Here is a 21,114-nt window from a genome sequence, read left to right as displayed (position 1 = left end):
CAAAATAAGAGAGAGTGTATTATAATTTAATTGTAAAGTTAAATTGAGAGGAGAAAATTGTGAAAAAATATATAAAAGAGTTAAGAGAGAAGATAAAAAAGTACAGTGATTACTACTATACAAATAATGAAAGTCTTATATCTGATGTTGAATTTGATAAATTATTAGCAGAGTTAAAAGAGTTAGAGGAGAAATATCCTGAATATAGAGAGGAAAACTCACCGACAGAGGTGGTAGGAGCGACATCACTTAAAGAGACAAAGTTTCAAAAGGTGACACATAAAAAACCTATGTTAAGTCTATCAAACTCATATAATGAAGGGGATATAGCAGACTTTATAGAAAGAATAAAAAAGTTACTTCCTGAAGAAAAGGAGATAAACTATGCTTTAGAGTTAAAATTAGATGGATTGTCTTTGAGTATTCAATATGAGAATGGAAAACTTGTAAGGGCAGTAACTAGAGGAGATGGAGCAGTAGGTGAGGATGTTACTGAAAATATTTTAGAGATATCTTCTATTCCAAGGGAATTAAAAGAAAAGGTAAGTATAGAGATAAGAGGAGAGGTTGTACTACCACTATCTAAATTTGAGGAGTTAAACAGAAAGAGATTGGAGAATGGAGAAGAGGTTTTTGCTAATCCAAGAAATGCGGCTGCTGGAACTTTAAGACAGTTAGATTCAAGTATAATAAGAGAAAGAGGGCTAGATGCTTATTTCTATTTTTTAGTTGATGCACAAAATTATGGAGTAAAAACACATAGTGAGAGTATAGAGTATCTTTCAAAACTGGGAATAAAAACGACTGGAGTATGTGAAGTATTGAAAAACTCTTCAGAATTGATAGAGAGAATTGAGTATTGGGGAGCTAAAAGAGAAGAGCTAGACTATGAAACTGATGGAATGGTAATAAAGGTAAATAATATAGAGTTATGGGATATATTAGGAAATACTACTAAAAGTCCTAGATGGGCAATAGCTTTTAAATTTCCAGCTAAACAGGTGACTACTAAAATTTTAGGGGTAACTTGGCAGGTAGGAAGAACTGGAAAGGTAACACCAGTAGCTGAGTTAGAAGAGGTAGAACTATCAGGAAGTAAGGTAAAAAGAGCTAGTTTACATAATTATCAAGAGATAGAGAGAAAGGATATAAGGGTAGGAGATAGTGTATTTATAGAAAAAGCAGCTGAGATAATTCCTCAGGTTGTAAAATCTGTAAAGGAGTTAAGAGATGGAAGTGAGATAATAATAACAGAACCTACTAATTGTCCAATATGCAATACAGTATTAGAAAGAGAGGAGGGGCAAGTGGATATAAAGTGTCCAAACATGGCTTGTCCAGGAAAAGTAGAGGGAGAGTTGATATATTTTGTTTCACGTGATGCTATGAATATAGCTGGTTTTGGTAGTAAGCTGGTAGAGAATATGCTAAGACTTGGATTTATAAAGAATATTGTAGATATCTATGAGTTAAAAAATCATAGAGAGGAGCTTGAGAAGCTTGATAAGATGGGGAAAAAGAGTGTAGATAATCTTCTGAATGCTATTGAGACTAGTAAAACTAGAGAGTATTCAAAAGTTTTATGTGCTTTAGGAATTCCATTTGTAGGGAAAACTTCAGCTAAACTTTTAGCAGAGGCAAGTGAAAATATTGATAATTTAATGAATATGAGTATTGAGGAGTTAATGGAGATAGAGGGAGTTGGAGATAAAATGGCTCAAGCTATCTATGAGTTTTTTAGAGATGAAGAGAAGAAAAAACTTATAGAGGGATTAAAAATAAATGGACTTACTTTTGCTCAAGAAAAGAAAGAGGAGTTACCTGAAGATGAGAAAGTGTTTACAGGAAAAACATTTTTATTTACAGGAACTTTGAAAAATTTCACAAGAAATGAGATAAAGGAAGAGATAGAAAAATTAGGTGGTAAAAATCTTTCTGCAGTAAGTAAAAATCTAGATTATCTAATAGTTGGAGAGAAAGCTGGAAGTAAATTAAAGAAAGCTCAAGAGATAGGAAGTATTAAGATAATTACTGAGGATGAGTTTATGGAAATTTGTAAAAAGAGGAGTTAAAAATAGGTTTATTTGACTAATATCTCATTTTGTGATAGCATATAGTCTGAAGAAGTGTATTTAAAAAAATTGAAGAGAGGAACATCAATGATAGGAAATATTTTAAAAAAGATCTTTGGAACAAAAAATGATAGAGAAGTAAAAAGAATTAGAAAGATAGTAGCTGCTATTAACTCATTAGAGCCAGATTTTGAAAAATTAACTGATGAGCAATTAAAAGAGAAAACAGCTATATTTAAAGAGAGATTAGCTAAGGGAGAAACTTTAGATGATATTATGGTAGAAGCTTTTGCTACTGTAAGAGAGGCATCAAAGAGAATACTTGGTATGAGACACTACGATGTACAACTTATTGGTGGTATTGTACTTCATGAAGGAAAAATAACAGAGATGAAAACTGGAGAGGGAAAAACATTAGTTGCAACATGTCCAGTATATTTAAATGCTTTAGCTGGAAAGGGAGTACATGTAATTACTGTAAACGACTATCTAGCTGCTAGAGATAGAGATATAATGGGGGAATTATACTCTTTCTTAGGATTAACTTCAGGAGTAATTTTAAATGGAGTTTCTGGAGAGGAGAGAAAAGCTGCATATAAAGCTGATATAACTTATGGAACTAACTCTGAATTTGGATTTGACTATTTAAGAGATAATATGGTTAGTTCTTTAGAAGAAAAGGTTCAAAGAGAGTTAAACTTCTGTATAGTGGACGAGGTTGACTCAATTTTAATAGATGAGGCAAGAACACCTTTAATAATTTCAGGAGCTGCTGAGGATACAACAAAATGGTATCAAGTTTTCTATCAAGTAGTTTCTATGTTAAATAGAAGTTATGAGACAGAACAAGTAAAGGATCCTAGACAAAAAAGTGAGTTACCAGCTGATAAGTTTGAAGATTATGAAGTTGACGAAAAGGCAAAAAATATAGTTTTAACAGAAAAAGGAATAGCAAAGGTAGAGAAATTCTTAAAGTTAGATAACCTATATTCACCTGAAAATGTAGAGTTAACTCACTATCTAAATCAAGCTTTAAAAGCTAAGGAGTTATTTAAAAGAGATAGAGATTATCTTGTAAGAGATGGACAAGTAATAATCATAGACGAATTTACAGGAAGAGCTATGGAAGGAAGAAGATATTCTGATGGACTTCATCAAGCTATAGAAGCTAAAGAGGGAGTTCAAATAGCTGGAGAAAATCAAACTCTTGCAACAATAACTTTACAAAACTACTTCAGAATGTATAATAAACTTTCGGGAATGACAGGTACAGCTGAAACTGAGGCTGCAGAGTTTGTACATACTTATGGTTTACAAATAGTTGTAATACCAACAAATAAACCAGTTCAAAGAGTGGATCATCCAGACTTAGTTTATAAGACTCGTAAAGAGAAGATAGAAGCAATAATTAAGAGAATAGAGGAACTTCATGCTAAAGGGCAACCAGTTCTTGTAGGAACGATATCAATTAAAAGTTCAGAGGAGCTATCAGAGCTATTAAAAGCTAGAAAGATAAAGCACAATGTATTAAATGCTAAGTATCACGCACAAGAGGCGGAAATAGTAGCTCAAGCTGGTAGATTTGGAGCAGTTACAATAGCTACAAATATGGCAGGAAGAGGAACAGATATCATGCTTGGAGGAAACCCAGAATTCTTAGCTATGGCAGAGGTTGGAAGTAAAGATGCTGAAAACTATGAAGAGGTATTGAAAAAATATGAGGTTCAATGTAAGGCTGAGGGAGAAAAGGTAAAAGCTATAGGTGGATTATTCATATTAGGTACTGAAAGACATGAATCGAGAAGAATAGATAATCAGTTAAGAGGAAGAGCTGGAAGACAAGGGGATCCAGGAGAATCAGAGTTCTATCTATCATTAGAAGATGATTTAATGAGATTATTCGGTTCAGATAGAGTAAAAGCAGTGATGGAGAAATTGGGATTACCAGAGGGAGAACCAATAACTCACTCAATGATAAATAAAGCTATTGCTAATGCTCAAACTAAAATTGAAGCGAGAAACTTCGGAATAAGAAAGAACTTACTAGAGTATGATGATGTTATGAATAAACAAAGAACAGCTATATACGATAGTAGAAATGAAGCTATGGCTAAAGAGGATTTGAAAGATAGTATCATAAAAATGTTGCATGAGGTTATATATAGTCAAGTAGCAAGAAGATTTAATGGAGAGTACAAAGAGGACTGGGATATGAATGGTCTAGCAGAGTACTTAAAAGAAAATTATGGATATGTAGTTGAGGATATGGAAGAGTATAAATCTATGAGTATAGAGGATTATAGCAAGAAAATCTATGATGAAATCTGTACTCAATATGATGAAAAAGAGGCTAAAGTAGGAAGAGAATTAATGAGAAGACTAGAAAAGTATATTCTATTTGAAGTTATTGATGCTAGATGGAGAGAGCACTTAAAAGCATTAGATGGTTTAAAAGAGGGAATATACTTAAGAGCTTATGGACAAAAAAATCCAGTTGTTGAGTATAAATTAGTTTCTGGAGAGCTTTATGAGCAAATGGTAGAAACTATAAAAGAGCAAACGACATCTTTCTTATTTAAAGTAATAATTAAAAATCCTGAAGATGAGGAGATGCCTGTGAGAAATGAGCAAGATGAGATAACAGGTTATGTTTCAGAGGGAGAAAATGGTATAGAGAAGGTAGAGGTTGAAGAGGAAATTACTCCAGACTCACCATGCCCATGTGGAAGTGGAAAAAAATATAAAAATTGTTGTGGAAGAGTATAAGGAGGCTAATGATGAAAAGATTAGTGGTAGGACTTTTTGCAGTGGTAATGTTTATTTCATGTAGCTCATTGGAAAAGGGAACTTCATTAGAGCAAAAATATTCAATTACTAAGGAATCAGCTAAAAATTGGGATAAAACAATAATTCAAGTAGTTAAAGGTGAATCTTTAATAGAGGATTGGTATGGGAATGAAAATCCAATTATATATCTAAGAAAAACAGGAAAAATGAGTGAAAAGGATTTTAACTTCTTAACATCACTTGAGAAAAAAGATGCTACAGCTATTACAGATGAAGAGTATAATGACTTTGTAGACTTAGTAAAAAAATATAATAAAAAATTACCAAGAAAATTCTATCTTGCAGATGAAAACTTAAAAAATCCTAAAGGTTTAGTAGATAGAATGGTAAGAGAATCTTTTGTAAAAATGGATAACCCATCTACACATATAAAAAATGTAGTTGCAACTCAAGAAGAATGGGAGCAAATCGTAGTTTTCTCTCAACAAAATGATCTTTCAGAAAAAGATACTAAAAAATTAAGAAAAATGTTAAATAAATTTATAAAAAGAGATGAATTCTATGATGAAAGAGCTTGGTACAATAGAGAGATATCAGAGAGAGTTATTGAGATTACAAATATTGATGCAAAAGAGAATATAACATCATTGGAAAAGAACAATGTAAATGCTAAGGCACTATACATTGCATATCCAGAGTATTTCTCAACTTTAGAAAAATGGGATGACTAAGAGAAATAAAGTTTAGTTAATGGAAAGGGGAGAAAAGTTTGTTTATAAATTTTTCTCCCTTAAAATATTCTAAGTAGTTGAGAGGGAAAAAATGGAAGTAGATATGCATATTCATACTCTAGAATCAGATGGGACATATACACCTGAAGAGATTATAGTGAGAGCTATGAAAAATAGAGTAGTAGCTTTGGCTATTACAGATCATGATACTGTTGCTGGGATAAAACAAGGAAAAGAGATAGCAAAGAAATATGGAGTAGAGTTTATAGAGGGAATAGAAGTATCTTGTAATGAAGAGGAGTTAGAGGTACATGTATTAGGGTACTACTTAAATCTTGATGATGAGAAGTTTCTAATGGAATTAGCTGAATTAGAAAAAGCTAGAGATGAAAGAAATAGAAGGATTATAGAGAAATTTGAAAAACTTGGTATAATAATAGATATAGAAGAGTTAAAAAGCTTCGCTCCTGGAAATATAATTAGTAGACTTCATTTTGCTAACTATCTATTAGAAAAAGGAGTTGTATCGACTAAAAATGAGGCTTTTGATAAGTATTTAGGTAGGAATGGAACTGCCTATGTTCCAAAGGAAAATTTTCCTCCAGAGAGAGCTGTGAAAATGATAAAAGATAATGGAGGATTTGTCTCTTTAGCTCATCCTAAATTAATCACTTTGAATGATGAAGTGTTAAATAAATTGATTTTAAAATTAAAAGAGTATGGCTTAGATGCTTTAGAAGCTCAGTATAGTTCTTTTTCAAAAATAGAGAAACAAAAGTATAAGAGGCTTGCTAAAAAATATGGGCTTCTAATAACTGGTGGTTCAGATTTTCATGGGGATAATAGAGAGGGAGTAGATTTGGGAGATGCTGGATTGGAGTACTCTCAGTTAGAAAGAATAAAAAAATATTTGAATAGATAGAGGAGGATAATATGATAATTGTAACTGGTGCAGCAGGTATGATAGGTAGTGCAATGGTATGGAAATTAAATGAGATGGGAAGAAATGATATCATTGTTGTTGATAAATTAAGAACAGAGGAAAAATGGTTAAATTTAAGAAAGAGAGATTATGCAGATTGGGTAGATAGAGATGAGCTATTTAACTGGTTAGCTAATCCAGCTAATGCTGATAAAATAACAGGGGTAGTACATATGGGAGCTTGTTCAGCAACAACTGAGAGAGATGGAGATTTCCTAATGGAAAATAACTATGGATATAGTAAAAAACTTTGGGATTTCTGTGCAGCAAGACAGATACCATATGTTTATGCTTCATCAGCAGCTACTTATGGTGCTGGAGAGTTAGGGTATAATGATGATGTAACACCAGAGGAGTTAAAAAAATTACAACCTTTAAATAAATATGGATATTCAAAAAAGATATTTGATGACTGGGCTTTTAAACAAAGTATAGCTCCAAAACAATGGTGTGGTTTAAAATTCTTTAATGTGTATGGACCACAAGAGTATCACAAAGGAAGAATGGCTTCAATGGTATTCCATACATTCAATCAATATAGAGAAAATGGAGGAGTGAAACTATTTAAATCTCATAAAGAGGGATTTAAAGATGGAGAGCAATTAAGAGACTTTGTTTATTTAAAAGACGTAGTAGATGTAATGTATTTCTTATTAACTGAAAGGGTAGAATCTGGTGTATATAATATAGGTACAGGAGAGGCAAGAAGTTTCTTAGATCTATCTATGGCTACAATGAGAGCTGCTTCAAATAATCCAGAATTAAAAGTTGAAGATGTAGTAGAGTTTATTCCAATGCCAGAGGACTTAAGAGGAAGATATCAATATTTTACACAGGCTTCTATGGAAAAATTAAAAAGAGCAGGATATACTAAGAAATTTACTTCACTAGAAGAGGGAGTAAAGGACTACGTTCAAAACTATTTAGCAAAAGAAGACTCATACTTATAGGGGGCTAGATAGATGAATCCTTTTTTAATAGTTATAATACTAGGAATTGTAGAGGGAATGACAGAGTTTTTACCAGTTAGTAGTACTGGACATATGATCTTAGTTGAAAAATTTATAGGAAATGGAAATTTATCTAAAAATTTTATGGATAGTTTTCTTATAATTGTTCAATTAGGAGCTATTTTAGCAGTTGTTATATATTTTTGGAAAGATTTGACTCCTTTTGTAGAAGATAAGAAGGCACTTGTTTCACGAATTAGGTTATGGGCAAAGGTTATAATAGGAGTTTTACCAGCTGCAGTTATAGGATTATTATTAGATGACTATATATCAGCATACTTTATGGATAATGTTTTTGTAGTTGCAACTACATTGATATTTTATGGAATTATTCTTATAGTTATAGAAAAATATTATAAAACTAGTGGAAAAATTGATACATTAGGAAAATTGAGTTATAAATTAGCTTTTATAATAGGTTTTTTCCAATGTTTAGCAATGATACCTGGAACATCAAGATCTGGGGCAACAATAATAGGAAGTTTACTTTTAGGACTATCCAGAGGAGTAGCCACAGAATTTTCATTTTTCTTAGCTATACCAACAATGTTTGGAGCGACACTATTAAAACTTATAAAGAATGGATTGAATTTTACAGCTTTAGAGTGGCAATTAATAGGAGTTGGATCTTTAGTTTCCTTTGTTGTAGCTTATCTTGTAATTAGATGGTTTATGGGATATATCAGAAAAAGAGATTTTATATTTTTTGGAATATATAGAATTATCTTAGGAATTTTAGTATTATTAGTTTTGTTTTTATAATCGAATCAAGAAAATGGAGGTGGGGCGAAAGAACGCTCCATTTTCAAATTAAAAATATATAAAAATAAATTAAAACATATGTAATTATTTTGAACTATTTTAATAGTTATGATATAATATTAAAGTTAAGAAAGGAGGAAAAATGAGATACCTTATTGATTTACATATACATACAAATGTTAACCCACATGCCTACAGTACTCTAGAAGAGAACATAAGAAGTGCTCAAGAAAAGGGAATGAGGGTAATAGCTATTACTAATCATGGACCAGCACTACAAGATTCACCACATTGGTGGAGTTTGGTAAATATGAGAGTTATACCTGAGTATGTAGGTGATTTGAGAGTTTTAAAGGGAGTAGAAACTAACATAATTGATGAAAATGGAAATTTTGATATAAATCAAAGAATATATGATGTAATGGATATTATTCTATGTGGACTTCATACAGTTGAAGCCTATGGAGACCCTAGTGATATCATAAAAAATACAAGAGCTGTAATTAATATGATCAGAAGTCAGAAAATAGATATCATGGTGCATTTAGGAAATCCACAATTTCCATTAGAGTATGAGTTAGTAGTACAAGAAGCTGTAAAGGCTGGAGTTGCTATCGAGATTAATAATTCTTCTTTAAAAAATTCAAGAAAAGGATCAAGACCAAATTGTAAAAAAATATTGGAGCTTTGTAAAAAATATGAAGCAATGGTTAGCTTGGGTACAGATTCACATATTTCGTATGATATAGGAGAATTTAAAGAAGCTCAATTATTAATAGAAGAGGTAGGTTATCCAGTTGAGAGTATAATTAATTACTCTATGGAAAATTTAGATAAATTTTTAGAAAATAGAAGAAAAAAAAGAGTTATTAAAATTTAAAAAATACATATGTAATTTATTTCTTTACTAATATAATAACACGTGTTATAATTTACCTAGAGTTATTTTAGGAGGTAGATTTTAATATGGTTAAAATAGGAGATTTAGAGATAAAAGTACCAATAATTCAAGGTGGAATGGCTATTAGAGTATCTATGGCAAAATTGGCAGCAGCTGTAGCCAATGAAGGTGGATTAGGAGTAATAGCAGGAACAACATTATCTACAGATGAATTAAAGGCTGAGATAAAAAAAGCAAGAGATATGATTACAAACCAAGGCGGAGCATTGGGAGTAAACATAATGTATGCTGTTTCAAATTTTATGGATTTAGTAAAAGCTTCGATAGAAGATGGGATAGATGTGATTATATTTGGTGCTGGATTTTCAAGAGATATATTTGAAGTTGTGAAAGGAACAGGAGTAAAAGTAATTCCAATAGTATCTACATTAAAACTTGCAAAGATTTCACAAAAACTTGGAGCTGATGCAATAGTTGTAGAGGGAGGAAATGCCGGAGGACATCTAGGAACAGATTTAGACTCTTGGGATATAATGGAAGAGATTACTCAAAATATAGATATACCAGTATTTGGTGCAGGAGGGGTTATCACTCCAGAAGATGCACAAAGAATGCTGTCATTAGGAGTTGACGGAGTACAGATGGGAAGTAGATTTGTTGCTTCTGAGGAATGTGAAGTCGATGATTTTTTCAAAAATATGTATGTAAATGCAAAAGAAGGTGATATTGTTGAAATGATGAGTTCAGCAGGATTACCAGCTAATGCTATTATGAGTCCCTTTGTTCAAAAAATCTTAGATGATAATCCAGATAGACCAACACATTGTGTAAAATGTTTAAAAAAATGTACATATAAGTTTTGTGTAAATGAAAGATTAGTAAGAGGTCATGATGGAGACTATGAAGGTGGAATTTTCTTCGCAGGAAGAGATGCATGGAAGATTAATGAAATTCTTTCAGTACACGAGATATTTAATAGATTTAAAAAAGTATTTAAAGAATAAGAATTGAACTTAGGAGGCTTTATGGAAAATAACAAAATCTGTAAACTACTGGGAATAAAATACCCAATATTTCAAGGAGCTATGGCATGGATAGCTAATGGTAACCTAGCAGGACATGTATCAAAGGATGGAGGATTAGGAATCATAGCTGGTGGAGGAATGCCAGTTGATGTTTTAAGACAAGAGATAAGAAAAGTAAAATCAATAACTTCTAATCCATTTGGAGTAAATTTAATGCTTATGATGGCAGATGTTGAAAAGCAGATAGATGTGTGTATTGAAGAGGGAGTACCAGTAGTAACAACAGGAGCAGGGAACCCAGGACCTTATATGGAAAAATTAAAAGCAGCAGGAATAAAGGTTATCCCAGTAATTCCTTCTGTAGCACTTGCTAAAAGAATGGAGAAAATAGGAGCAGACGCTATAATAGCTGAAGGAATGGAAGGTGGAGGACATATTGGAACTATCACTACTATGTCACTAGTTCCTCAAGTTGTAGAAGCTGTAAATATTCCAGTAATAGCAGCAGGAGGGATAGCTGGAGGAAAACAATTCTTAGCGGCACTTTCATTAGGAGCTGAAGGAATTCAAGTTGGAACAAAATTCTTAGTAGCTAATGAGTGTACTGTACATGAAAATTATAAAAATGCAATATTAAAAGCTAAGGATAGATCAACAGTTTCAACTGGAAATTATACTGGGCATCCTGTAAGAGTTATTGAAAATAAGTTTGCTAAACAAATATTAGAGATGGAAAAAGTAGGAGCTCCTAAAGAGGAGATTGAACAATTAGGAACAGGAAAACTAAGACTTGCTGTTGTAGATGGAGATGTTGAGAACGGAAGTGTTATGGCAGGGCAAGTTGCAGCAATGGTAAATGAACCTATGAGTACAAAAGAGATATTAGAAGGATTTATGAGAGAGCTAGAAGAAGAAAAAGTAAAACTAGCTGAAAGAATGAATTCTTGGAAGTAATCTTTAATAGAAATTAAAATTTAAAAATAGAAAAGGAGAGAAATTCACTTTTATAATTATTGGATAAACAATAGTTATAAGAAGTAAGAGTATCTCCTTTTATTATTTATATTAAAAAATTATTTTTCAATTTGATAAGATAGATTCTATTATAGCTAATTTCTGTTGAAATCAATTATTCTCTATGGTACAATATGATGTATAGTAAAAAAATGAAGAGGGAGAAATGAAGGATTTTTCTATTTTAATTCAATTGAGATTTATTTATGTTTATATGCTTATTTATACAATTATTGGTTATTTTTATGAAAGTTATCTAAAAAAAATTGGTTTATACTCATTTTTAGAAACATATTTTGGAGTAACTTTTTTTATTGTATTTTTATTAGCTATATTAAATATTTATTATTTTTTTATAAAATGTAATAGGAAAAAAATGGTATATAATATAAGGATTTTCTTTTTATATATTCTAATCATAAGTATTATATTTTTGTGTTTTATGTATAGTTTAGATATTCCTTTTAAAAAGCAGTTAGCTAATGATGAATTATTACAAAAAAGTATAGAATTAATTTTTTATAGAAAGAAATTTGGATTAATAACTACGTTTATTTTTGATTTATTAATATCAAAAGTTCAATTTTTATATCTATATATAACTTTTTACATTCTGGCTTTCCTCTCTTTTTTCTTTATAGGAGCAAAGAGTATTAGAAGAGTCATTACAAAAATAATAGTAATAAGAAAATTAAAAAAGAAGATGGAAGCTGATAGAAAGGCACTTCAAGAACAGATAAGGTTAATGGAGTTATTAGAAGAGAAAGAGAGATTAAAAGAAGAGTAAAGGAGGACTAAAAAGATGATATTGGCATCTAAATCTCCAAGAAGAAAAGAGATATTAGAAAATATTGGATTTAATTTAGTGATAAAAAGCGAAGAAATAGAAGAGATAAGTGATAAGATAGAGGTAGTAGAGAAAATAAAGGATATAGCATATAAAAAAGTATATGCAGTAGCAGAAAAATATTCATCAGAGTATGTAGTTGGGGCTGATACAATAGTTGAAGTAGATGGTGAAATTATAGGAAAACCTAAAAATGAGATAGAGGCAAAGAGAATATTAGAAAAACTATCGAATAGAAGCCACAATGTTATAACTGCTTTCTCATTTATAAATCTAGAAAAAAATATATCTATTATTGATGCTAAGATAACTAAGGTATATTTTAAAAAACTTTCTTCAGAGATGATAGATTGGTATATAGCAACTGGAGAGCCAATGGATAAAGCTGGTGCTTATGGAATACAAGATAAAGGTTCGATATTTGTAGAGAAGATAGAGGGAGACTTCTTTACAGTAATGGGATTTCCAATAGAGAGGTTTATGGAAAGGTTAGCAGAGATAGGAATAAAATTAAAAGATATTGCAAAAATATAATAGAGGTGAAAAATGAAAAAGATACTTAACAGATTTTTAGGAATATTTTCAGAAGATTTAGGAATAGATTTAGGGACATCAAATACACTTATATGTGTAAAAAATAAAGGGGTAATACTGAATGAGCCTTCAGTAGTAGCTTTAAACATGAAGACAAAGGATGTTTTCGAAGTGGGAGAGAGAGCTAAATTGATGCTTGGAAGAACACCAGGAAATATCCAAACAATAAGACCTTTAAAAAATGGAGTTATAGCAGATTATGAAGTAACTGAAAGAATGATAAGAAATTTTTTAAAGAAGATAAATACAAAGAAGGGATTGTCAAGTCCTAGAGTTATAATCTGTGTACCAGCAGGGGTAACTCAAGTAGAAAAAAGAGCAGTTATAGATGTTACAAGAGAAGCTGGAGCTAGAGAGGCTTACTTAATAGAGGAACCAATGGCAGCAGCTATAGGAATAGGACTTAATATATTTGAACCTGAAGGAAACCTAATAATAGATATTGGAGGTGGAACTTCAGAGATAGCTGTAATATCATTAGGAGGAATAGTAAAAACTTCATCTTTTAGAGTAGCTGGAGATAGATTTGATACAACTATTATAGATTATGTAAGACAAAAACATAATCTTCTAATAGGAGAAAGAACAGCTGAAGAGATAAAGAAAAAGATAGGTGCTGTAATAGAGTTAGAAGAGGAAGAGTGTATCGAAATAAGTGGAAGAAACGCTTTAAATGGACTTCCAAGAGATATAAAGATCTGCTCTTCAGAGATAGTAGAGGCTTTAGGAGATTTAGTTCAACAGATAATAGAAGAGGTGAAAGTTGTTCTAGAAAAAACTCCACCTGAATTATCATCAGATATCAAGAGAAAAGGAATATATATAACTGGAGGGGGAGCACTCTTAAGAGGAATAGATAAAAAAATATCTGAAAATTTAAATCTAAATGTAACAGTTTCAGAAGATCCTTTAAATTCAGTTATAAATGGAATACAGGTTCTACTTAAGAATTTTGAAGTTTATAAGAAAGTATTAATCTCTCCAGAGAGTGATTATTAATTTTAGAAAGAGGGAATATATGAAAAAATTTATAATTTTATTTATGATAATTCATATTTTTTCATATGCTAACTATCTCATTAGTAATAGTGAGATAGTTCTTTTTTATGATAAGAATTATAATAGTGTTCATTATATTAGAGGAGATATTTTCCAAGGAATAGATGTATCGAGAATAGAAGGGAAATTAATAGTAGATGGTAAGAAAGTAATAGCTATTAATCAGTACTTTGAAAGTGTAACTCAAGTTTATCAAACCAATATTTTAAAGTTGAATTACAATATAGATGGACAGTATTTAACAATTAAGATAGTTCCATCAATGTTAGAAAAGGATAAGTTATACTTTATAGTTGAGTTTATAAATTTTATGGATAAAGATAAAAGAGTGGATTTTGCTTTTAAAATAGCTCCACAATATGATAATAAATATGTGGAGTATAATGAGAGTAAGGATTCATATAATTATGATAAATTTTATTTTAAGTCTGAAAACTATAGAGGGAAGACATATATTGCAAGAGATAGTGTTATAGAGGACTTAACCCTTGAAAAAATTGATAATAAAAGTAAAAAGTATCAAGATGATAATTTATACTATATAATTGAAGATATTGATTATAAGAAGCCAATAGAGTTTGCCATAAAATTTTATAAAGATTTTGATAGAAAAGAGCTAAAAGAAGGAAGTGAAGTTTTAGCTCAAGAAATTGAATATTGGGATAAAGTAAATAGTAGTATAAAATTTTTAGATAGGAGAAGAGGATTTTTTAATCAATTAAAAAATTTAGAGATTATGACTTCTAGAATAATTATTCCGAATCAAATCTCTTATAATGTTAGTGAAGAAAGTCTAAATACAAAGGTAAAACTATATTATTTATCAAGTATATACGATAAAAATTTTAATCCAAATAAATTCTTAGAGGACTTATATAGTAAAAAAAGTGAAAACCAAGAGGTTGTTTATTATACATTTCTATTTAAATATTTAAATAGAAGTGGAAATTACTTGGCTGAGAATATACTTAATGAGAAAGTTATGCCAGATATTTTAAAAATATTAGGATATTTAAAAGAGGATAATGAAGAGATACTTAATATCAGAGATAATATAAATAACTACTATTGGTATTATGAGTTGATAAAAAGTATAGAGGATAGACCAGAGTTTGCTAATAATAGAGAGCTTATACTTGAAAAGAAGAAGGTACTGTTAGAATATATAAATAAATACTATGTAAGAGAAGATGGATTAAAGATAAGAAAAGATTCAGAAGATAGTTATTATAAAAATATAAAGTTTATAGATTTTTTACCAAAAGATGAGCAATTAAAATTATTAAAAGCTGACTATAAAAAATATTACAATAGACTTTATGGTATTTTAAAAGGTAAAGATGAAAAAAGAATAGATTTATCATATAATTTGAGCTTTATAATTAAATTGTATCAAAATGAAGAGACTACATTAGCTGATATTCTTTTTGCTAATTTGGAAAATTATATTAAAAGAAATGAATATTATATAATACCTGAGATGTATCCAGATAAGGAGAATCCAGCAGGAATATATGGAGAATTATTGTATCTTTATTTTGTTGCTACAGAGTATAAGGAGAGATATGGAAATTAAAAATAGGATAGAAGCAATTTTACTTTTAGGTGGAGATGAGATAAAGATAAGAGAACTTTGCAAATTTTTCTCTCTTTCACTTGAAGAGATGTTAAAAATTTTAGATGAGTTGAAAGAGGATAGAAGAGATACAGGAATAAATATAGAGATAAGTGGAGAGGTAGTAAGTCTAGCTACAAATCCTATATGTGGTGAAGTTATAAATAGCTTTTTTGAACAGGAAACAAAGCCTAAAAAGCTTTCTGGAGCAGCGTTAGAAACACTTTCTATAATAGCTTATCGTCAACCTATTACAAAGGGAGAGATAGAAGCTATAAGAGGGGTATCAGCAGATAGAATTATTCAGAATATGGAAGAGAAAAAATTTGTAAGAGTTTGTGGGAAAAAAGAAACAATAGGTAGACCAAATTTATATGAGGTAACAGATAAATTTTTAAGTTATATAGGAATAAAGAACATAGAGGAGCTACCTAACTATTTTGAGGTAAAAGGAAGTTGTGAAGATGGAAGAGATTAGGATAAATAAGTACCTAGCTTCTTTAGGTGTAGGTTCAAGAAGAGAGATAGATAAACTTATAGAAGAGGGGAAGATAAAGGTAAATGGAGTAGTAATCAGTGCTGGAGTAAAGGTAACTGATGAAGATACGATAGAGGTAAAAGGAAAAAAAATCTCAAAAGGATTGGAGAAAAAAGTTTATTATATGCTAAATAAGCCACTTGAAGTATTAAGTTCTACAAAGGATGATAGAGGAAGAAAAACAGTGGTTGATTTAATAAAATGTAAGGAGAGAATATTTCCTATAGGAAGGTTGGATTATAATACTACTGGATTGATTTTACTTACAAATGATGGTGAACTTTTCAATAGAGTAATACATCCACGTTCTGAAGTATATAAGGAGTATTATGTTAAAGTACTTGGAGAGATAAAGGATAGCTCTATAAAAAAATTAGAAGATGGAGTTGAGTTAGAAGATGGTGTTACTTTACCAGCCTATGTAAAACTTATTTCTAGAGAAAAAGGGAAAAGCGAGCTATTAGTATCGATTAGAGAGGGAAGAAATAGACAGGTAAGAAGAATGCTAGAGGCAGTAAATACCCCAGTGCTTGTATTAAGACGTGAAAGAATAGGGAAGTTATCTTTAGGAAAATTAAGAGTTGGAGAGTATAGAGAGCTTACAGAGAGTGAGATAAAATACTTATACTCATTATAAAAATATTAGTAAAAGTCAAAAAATATGATATAATTAGATGAAATATTGAATAGTAAGGAGGAAAAAGATGGCATTAACAAGAGAAGAGGTTTTAAATGTAGCTAAACTTGCTAGATTAAAATTTCAACCTGAAGAGATTGAAAAATTCCAAGTGGAATTAAATGATATTCTAGGGTATATAGATATGTTAAATGAAGTAGAAACTGATGAGGTATCAGCTTTATCACAAGTAAACTCTCATGTAAATAATTTAAGAGAAGATGTGGTAAGAGAGTCATTAACTGTGGAAGAAGCATTAAGAAACGCTCCAGATGGAGAAGATGGTGCTATCATAGTTCCAAAAGTTGTAGGAGAATAGAAAAAATATTAAGGAGGAATTTTTCTATATGAAAAACTTATATAAATTAACTGCCTCTGAAATAAGAGAAAAAATCTTAAATAAAGAGGTTAAAGTAGAAGAGTTAGTAAAAGAAACTTTTGAAAGAATAGAGAGTGTAGAAAAAAAAGTAGGAAGTTTTGTACATCTGAGAAAAGAGAAAGCTTTAGAAGAAGCTAGAGTTTTAGATGAGAAGATAGCTAGAGGGGAAAAAGTAGGAGCATTAGCTGGAGTTCCGGTAGCTATAAAGGATAATATGGTATCAAAGGGAGATATCACAACTGCTTGTTCTAAAATATTAGGAAACTATGAAGGAATTTATGATGCAACTGCTGTTAAAAAATTAAAAGATGCAGATGCTATAATTATTGGAATAACTAATATGGATGAGTTTGCAATGGGAAGTACAACTAAAACTTCAGTTCATCATCTAACTAAAAACCCTTGGGATAGCGAGAGAGTTCCAGGAGGAAGTAGTGGAGGAGCAGCAGCTTCAATTGGGGCTCAAGAAGTATACATCTCTCTTGGTTCAGATACAGGAGGAAGTATTAGACAGCCAGCTTCATTCTGTGGAGTAGTGGGATTAAAGCCTACATATGGTAGAGTATCAAGATATGGACTTATAGCCTTTGCTTCATCTCTTGACCAAATAGGACCAATGGCAAAATCAGTAGAAGATATAGCTCTAACTATGAATGTAATATCTGGAGCAGATGATTATGATGCAACTGTTGTAGATTGTGAAGTACCAGATTATACAGAGTTTTTAAATAAAGATATAAAAGGAATGAGAATTGGAGTACCTAAAGAGTATTTCATAGATGGTATAAATCCAGAAGTTAGAAAAGTTATGGATGAATCATTAGAGAAGTTCAAAGAGTTAGGTGCTGAGATAGTAGAGATATCTTTACCACATACAAAGTATGCTGTACCTACTTACTATGTAATAGCTCCAGCAGAAGCAAGTTCAAACCTTGCTAGATTTGATGGAGTAAGATATGGGTATAGAAGTGAAAATATTCAAAATATCAATGACCTATATGTAAACTCAAGAAGTGAAGGGTTTGGAGATGAAGTAAAGAGAAGAATAATGATAGGAACTTATGTTTTAAGTGCAGGTTTCTATGATGCTTACTTCAAAAAAGCTCAAAAAGTAAGAGCGAAGATAAAAGAGGATTTTGATAGAGCTTTTGAAAGTGTGGATGTAATATTTACTCCAGTATCTCCAAGTACAGCATTTAGATTAGATGATAAAAAGACTCCAATAGAACTATATCTAGAGGATATATTTACAATTTCAGCTAACCTTGCTGGTATACCTGGAATCTCAATTCCAGCAGGAAAAGCTCAAGGATTACCAGTAGGAATACAACTGCTTGGAAAACCTTTTGGAGAGGGAGATTTAATTAAAGCTGGTTCAGCTTTTGAAAAAGTAAGAGGAGAATGGGAACTTCCTGAATTAGACTAGGAGAAAAGGAGAAAAGATATGAGAGAATGGGAATCAGTAATTGGGCTTGAGGTCCACCTACAATTAAAAACTGGAACAAAGGTTTGGTGTGGTTGTAGTGCAGACTATGATAATGCTGAAGCAAATACACATACTTGTCCTATCTGTTTAGGACACCCAGGAGCACTACCAAAATTAAATAAAAAAGTAGTAGAGTATGCAGTAAAAGCTGGACTTGCTCTTAACTGTAAAATAAATAATGAAAGTAGCTTTGATAGAAAAAACTATTTCTATCCAGATACTCCAAAGAACTATCAAATTACTCAATTTGATAACTCTTATGCTGGAAAAGGGCACCTAGAGTTTAAATTAAATTCTGGAAGAATGGTGAAAGTGGGAATTACAAAGTTACAAATAGAAGAAGATGCGGCTAAGTCAATACATGCAGAACATGAATCACTTATCAACTTCAATAGAGCATCTATACCTCTAATTGAGATAATATCAGAACCAGATATGAGAAGTTCTGAAGAGGCTTATGAATACCTGAATACTTTAAAAAGTGTAATTAAATACACTGGTATTAGTGATGTATCAATGGAATTAGGGTCTTTAAGATGTGATGCTAATATTTCTGTGATGGAGAAGGGGTCAAAAGTATACGGAACAAGAGTGGAAGTAAAAAACCTAAACTCATTTAAAGCTGTAGCTAGAGCGATTGATTATGAGATAAGTAGACAGATAGAAACTATTGAAAATGGTGGAAAAATAGACCAAGAAACAAGACTTTGGGACGAAGAAACTCAAACTACTAGAGTTATGAGAAGTAAAGAGGAAGCTATGGACTATAGATATTTCCCAGAGCCAGACCTATTAAAGCTTGTAATTACAGATGAAGAGATAGAGGCTATTAGACAGACTATGCCAGAATCAAAAATTGAAAAGCTTACTAGATTTGTAAGTGAATATAGCTTACCAGAGTATGATGCTAATATATTGTGTGAAGATATAGAGTTAGCTGATTATTTTGAAAAAGTAGCTAAAACTTCAGGAAATGGTAAGCTAAGTGCTAACTGGATAATGACAGATGTCATGAGAGTATTGAAAGATAAAAATATTACTATTGAAGAGTTTTCAATATCAGCTGAACACTTAGGAGAGATAATATCACTTATAGAAAAAGGAACTATCTCAACTAAGATAGCTAAAGAACTATTTGAGATAAAACTCTCTGATGATAGAACTCCTGAAGAGATTGTAAAAGAGAAAGGAATGGTACAAGTAGCTGATACTGGAGCTATAGAAGCTATGATTGATGAGGTAATAGCTAATAATCCTAAGATGGTAGAGGATTATAGAAATTCTGATGAAGGTAGAAAACCAAGAGTTATAAAAGGACTTATTGGACAGGTGATGAAGCTTTCTAAAGGAAAAGCTAATCCTACCTTAGTTACTGAAATAATGACAAATAAGTTATCTTAATTGAAATAAAAAATTTTTTATGATAAGGGTTGTTGTATTTAAAAAAGTTACGACAGCCTTTTATTTTAATTGATAAATTATAAAAAAATAATAAAAAAAATAGTTTTTTTTGATAAAATATAGTAAAATAATCGTATAAGTTTTTTTATAGTTCAAAGTGTATAAAAAAATTGAGAATTAAATAAATAGAGAAGGGGTAAAATGTAAATGAAAAAAATTTTAAAGTTTTTACTAATGTTTGTGGTGATTATAGGGATAAAAAGTCCTATTTTTGCTGAAGAGAAACCTCTGGTAGTTTATTTTAGCTACTATGAAAATTCAGAATTACCACAAGGAGTGGATGTTTCAGCTTCGGCTAGTATTCAGGTATGGAATGATAAAAATACGGGGAATACTGGATTTCTTGCAAATATGATTGCTGAGAAAGTAGATGGTCATCTTCAACCAATCCTTGTAGCTAATAAATATCCAGCTGATTATAGGGAAGCAACTCATAGAGGAAGAACAGAGCAAATGAGAAAAATTCGTCCTAGACTTGTAAATGAGATTGAAAATTTTAGCCATTATGATACTATTTATTTAGGATTTCCAATTTGGTGGCGTACAATGCCAATGGCTGTTTTTGTTTTTTTTGATAGTTATAATTTTTCTGGAAAAACAATAGTTCCTTTTATGACTAATGGTGGATTAGGACATTTAGATATTGTGGCTACGATAAAATCTCTTGAGCCAGAAGCAAAAGTATTTGATGGGATAAATATTAGTGGAAGAGAGGTAACTACTGCAGAAGAGACAGTTACCCAAATGATTAAAGAGGTTATGGGAAAATAATATGTAATTTTCAGCTCAGTTAAAAGAAAACTAAGAATTGTTCCGTATTTTAAGAAATAGATTAGTTAGAGATTTTAAATCTAAAAATTTTTTAAATGTTTTTAATGAAGTTTTCATCAAAACATAAAGCTTCTGGTAAAAAATATTTGCTAGGTAAATGCTCTTTGAAAAAAGAGTTAATAATTCGATTGACTGTATTAGAGGAAACGTTAAAATTAGAAGCAATATCTTTTTCAGAAATATTTTTCTGTAATTCAAGAGTAATAGCTAATTTAATATCATTAGAAATACAGCAAAATTTATTAACAAAAGTAGTTTCTGCGATGAAAGACTTAGAGCAATTTTTACAAAGAAATCTTTGTTTTTTCAATCTTAAACGAGGGTTAAAAGCAGCTATTTTTAAA

At 30.7% G+C, this 21,114-nt stretch carries 20 protein-coding genes; 19 read left to right on the top strand and 1 reads right to left on the bottom strand.

Annotated features, from left to right (window positions below; translation table 11 throughout):
* Positions 1–59: 59 nt before the first annotated feature.
* The 19 genes from ligA (at position 60) to IAA47_04640 (ending at position 20,710) form a co-directional block, all read left to right on the top strand.
* On the top strand, positions 60–2,072 hold the full coding sequence (gene ligA / locus IAA47_04730) for an NAD-dependent DNA ligase LigA (GenBank protein MBU3842276.1): 2,013 nt from the start codon (positions 60–62) through the stop codon (positions 2,070–2,072).
* An 87-nt stretch (positions 2,073–2,159) separates the two neighbouring features.
* Complete coding sequence (gene secA / locus IAA47_04725; GenBank protein ID MBU3842275.1) at positions 2,160–4,838, top strand: preprotein translocase subunit SecA; 2,679 nt, start codon at positions 2,160–2,162, stop codon at positions 4,836–4,838.
* 11 nt (positions 4,839–4,849) lie between these two features.
* Entirely contained in the window at positions 4,850–5,590 is a 741-nt protein-coding gene (locus IAA47_04720; protein MBU3842274.1) for a hypothetical protein, read from the top strand.
* A gap of 91 nt (positions 5,591–5,681) precedes the next feature.
* Positions 5,682–6,512, top strand: a complete 831-nt coding sequence (locus IAA47_04715; protein MBU3842273.1) for a PHP domain-containing protein — start codon at positions 5,682–5,684, stop codon at positions 6,510–6,512.
* Positions 6,513–6,523: 11 nt separating this feature from the next.
* The gene (rfaD, locus tag IAA47_04710; GenBank protein MBU3842272.1) at positions 6,524–7,522 is read left to right on the top strand and encodes an ADP-glyceromanno-heptose 6-epimerase; all 999 of its coding nucleotides are present in this window, start codon (positions 6,524–6,526) and stop codon (positions 7,520–7,522) included.
* Between the two features lie 12 nt (positions 7,523–7,534).
* Entirely contained in the window at positions 7,535–8,344 is an 810-nt protein-coding gene (locus IAA47_04705; protein ID MBU3842271.1) for an undecaprenyl-diphosphate phosphatase, read from the top strand.
* Between the two features lie 142 nt (positions 8,345–8,486).
* A complete protein-coding gene (locus tag IAA47_04700) occupies positions 8,487–9,224 on the top strand; it encodes a phosphatase (GenBank protein ID MBU3842270.1) in 738 nt (245 codons plus the stop codon).
* Positions 9,225–9,310: 86 nt separating this feature from the next.
* Complete coding sequence (locus tag IAA47_04695) at positions 9,311–10,249, top strand: nitronate monooxygenase (GenBank protein ID MBU3842269.1); 939 nt, start codon at positions 9,311–9,313, stop codon at positions 10,247–10,249.
* A 21-nt stretch (positions 10,250–10,270) separates the two neighbouring features.
* Complete coding sequence (fabK, locus tag IAA47_04690) at positions 10,271–11,224, top strand: enoyl-[acyl-carrier-protein] reductase FabK (GenBank protein ID MBU3842268.1); 954 nt, start codon at positions 10,271–10,273, stop codon at positions 11,222–11,224.
* A 502-nt stretch (positions 11,225–11,726) separates the two neighbouring features.
* Positions 11,727–12,071 (top strand): hypothetical protein, encoded by a 345-nt coding sequence (locus tag IAA47_04685; GenBank protein MBU3842267.1) that lies wholly within the window; start codon positions 11,727–11,729, stop codon positions 12,069–12,071.
* 15 nt (positions 12,072–12,086) lie between these two features.
* Entirely contained in the window at positions 12,087–12,665 is a 579-nt protein-coding gene (maf, locus tag IAA47_04680; protein MBU3842266.1) for a septum formation protein Maf, read from the top strand.
* A gap of 12 nt (positions 12,666–12,677) precedes the next feature.
* The gene (locus IAA47_04675; GenBank protein ID MBU3842265.1) at positions 12,678–13,724 is read left to right on the top strand and encodes a rod shape-determining protein; all 1,047 of its coding nucleotides are present in this window, start codon (positions 12,678–12,680) and stop codon (positions 13,722–13,724) included.
* 19 nt (positions 13,725–13,743) lie between these two features.
* Positions 13,744–15,360 (top strand): hypothetical protein, encoded by a 1,617-nt coding sequence (locus tag IAA47_04670; GenBank protein MBU3842264.1) that lies wholly within the window; start codon positions 13,744–13,746, stop codon positions 15,358–15,360.
* On the top strand, positions 15,350–15,877 hold the full coding sequence (gene scpB, locus IAA47_04665) for an SMC-Scp complex subunit ScpB (protein ID MBU3842263.1): 528 nt from the start codon (positions 15,350–15,352) through the stop codon (positions 15,875–15,877). Before IAA47_04670 ends, scpB begins: the two co-directional genes overlap by 11 nt.
* Positions 15,864–16,574 carry an rRNA pseudouridine synthase gene (locus IAA47_04660; GenBank protein MBU3842262.1) on the top strand — a complete coding sequence of 237 codons (711 nt, stop codon included), beginning with the start codon at positions 15,864–15,866 and terminating at the stop codon, positions 16,572–16,574. The genes scpB and IAA47_04660 overlap by 14 nt, the downstream gene beginning before the upstream one ends.
* Positions 16,575–16,641: 67 nt before the next feature.
* Complete coding sequence (gene gatC, locus IAA47_04655; GenBank protein MBU3842261.1) at positions 16,642–16,932, top strand: Asp-tRNA(Asn)/Glu-tRNA(Gln) amidotransferase subunit GatC; 291 nt, start codon at positions 16,642–16,644, stop codon at positions 16,930–16,932.
* 28 nt (positions 16,933–16,960) lie between these two features.
* On the top strand, positions 16,961–18,418 hold the full coding sequence (gene gatA, locus IAA47_04650) for an Asp-tRNA(Asn)/Glu-tRNA(Gln) amidotransferase subunit GatA (protein MBU3842260.1): 1,458 nt from the start codon (positions 16,961–16,963) through the stop codon (positions 18,416–18,418).
* Positions 18,419–18,436: 18 nt separating this feature from the next.
* A complete protein-coding gene (gene gatB, locus IAA47_04645) occupies positions 18,437–19,879 on the top strand; it encodes an Asp-tRNA(Asn)/Glu-tRNA(Gln) amidotransferase subunit GatB (protein ID MBU3842259.1) in 1,443 nt (480 codons plus the stop codon).
* A 207-nt stretch (positions 19,880–20,086) separates the two neighbouring features.
* Positions 20,087–20,710 (top strand): hypothetical protein, encoded by a 624-nt coding sequence (locus tag IAA47_04640; GenBank protein ID MBU3842258.1) that lies wholly within the window; start codon positions 20,087–20,089, stop codon positions 20,708–20,710.
* A 91-nt stretch (positions 20,711–20,801) separates the two neighbouring features.
* Here the strand turns inward: IAA47_04640 and IAA47_04635 are convergent.
* On the bottom strand, positions 20,802–21,114 hold a 313-nt coding region (locus tag IAA47_04635; protein ID MBU3842257.1), incomplete at its 5' end, for an ISL3 family transposase.

Source organism: Candidatus Fusobacterium pullicola, assembly GCA_018883725.1.
GTDB lineage: Bacteria > Fusobacteriota > Fusobacteriia > Fusobacteriales > Fusobacteriaceae > Fusobacterium_A > Fusobacterium_A pullicola.
Note: the sequence above shows the minus strand (reverse complement) of the source record. Positions and strands in the feature narration are given on the sequence as shown.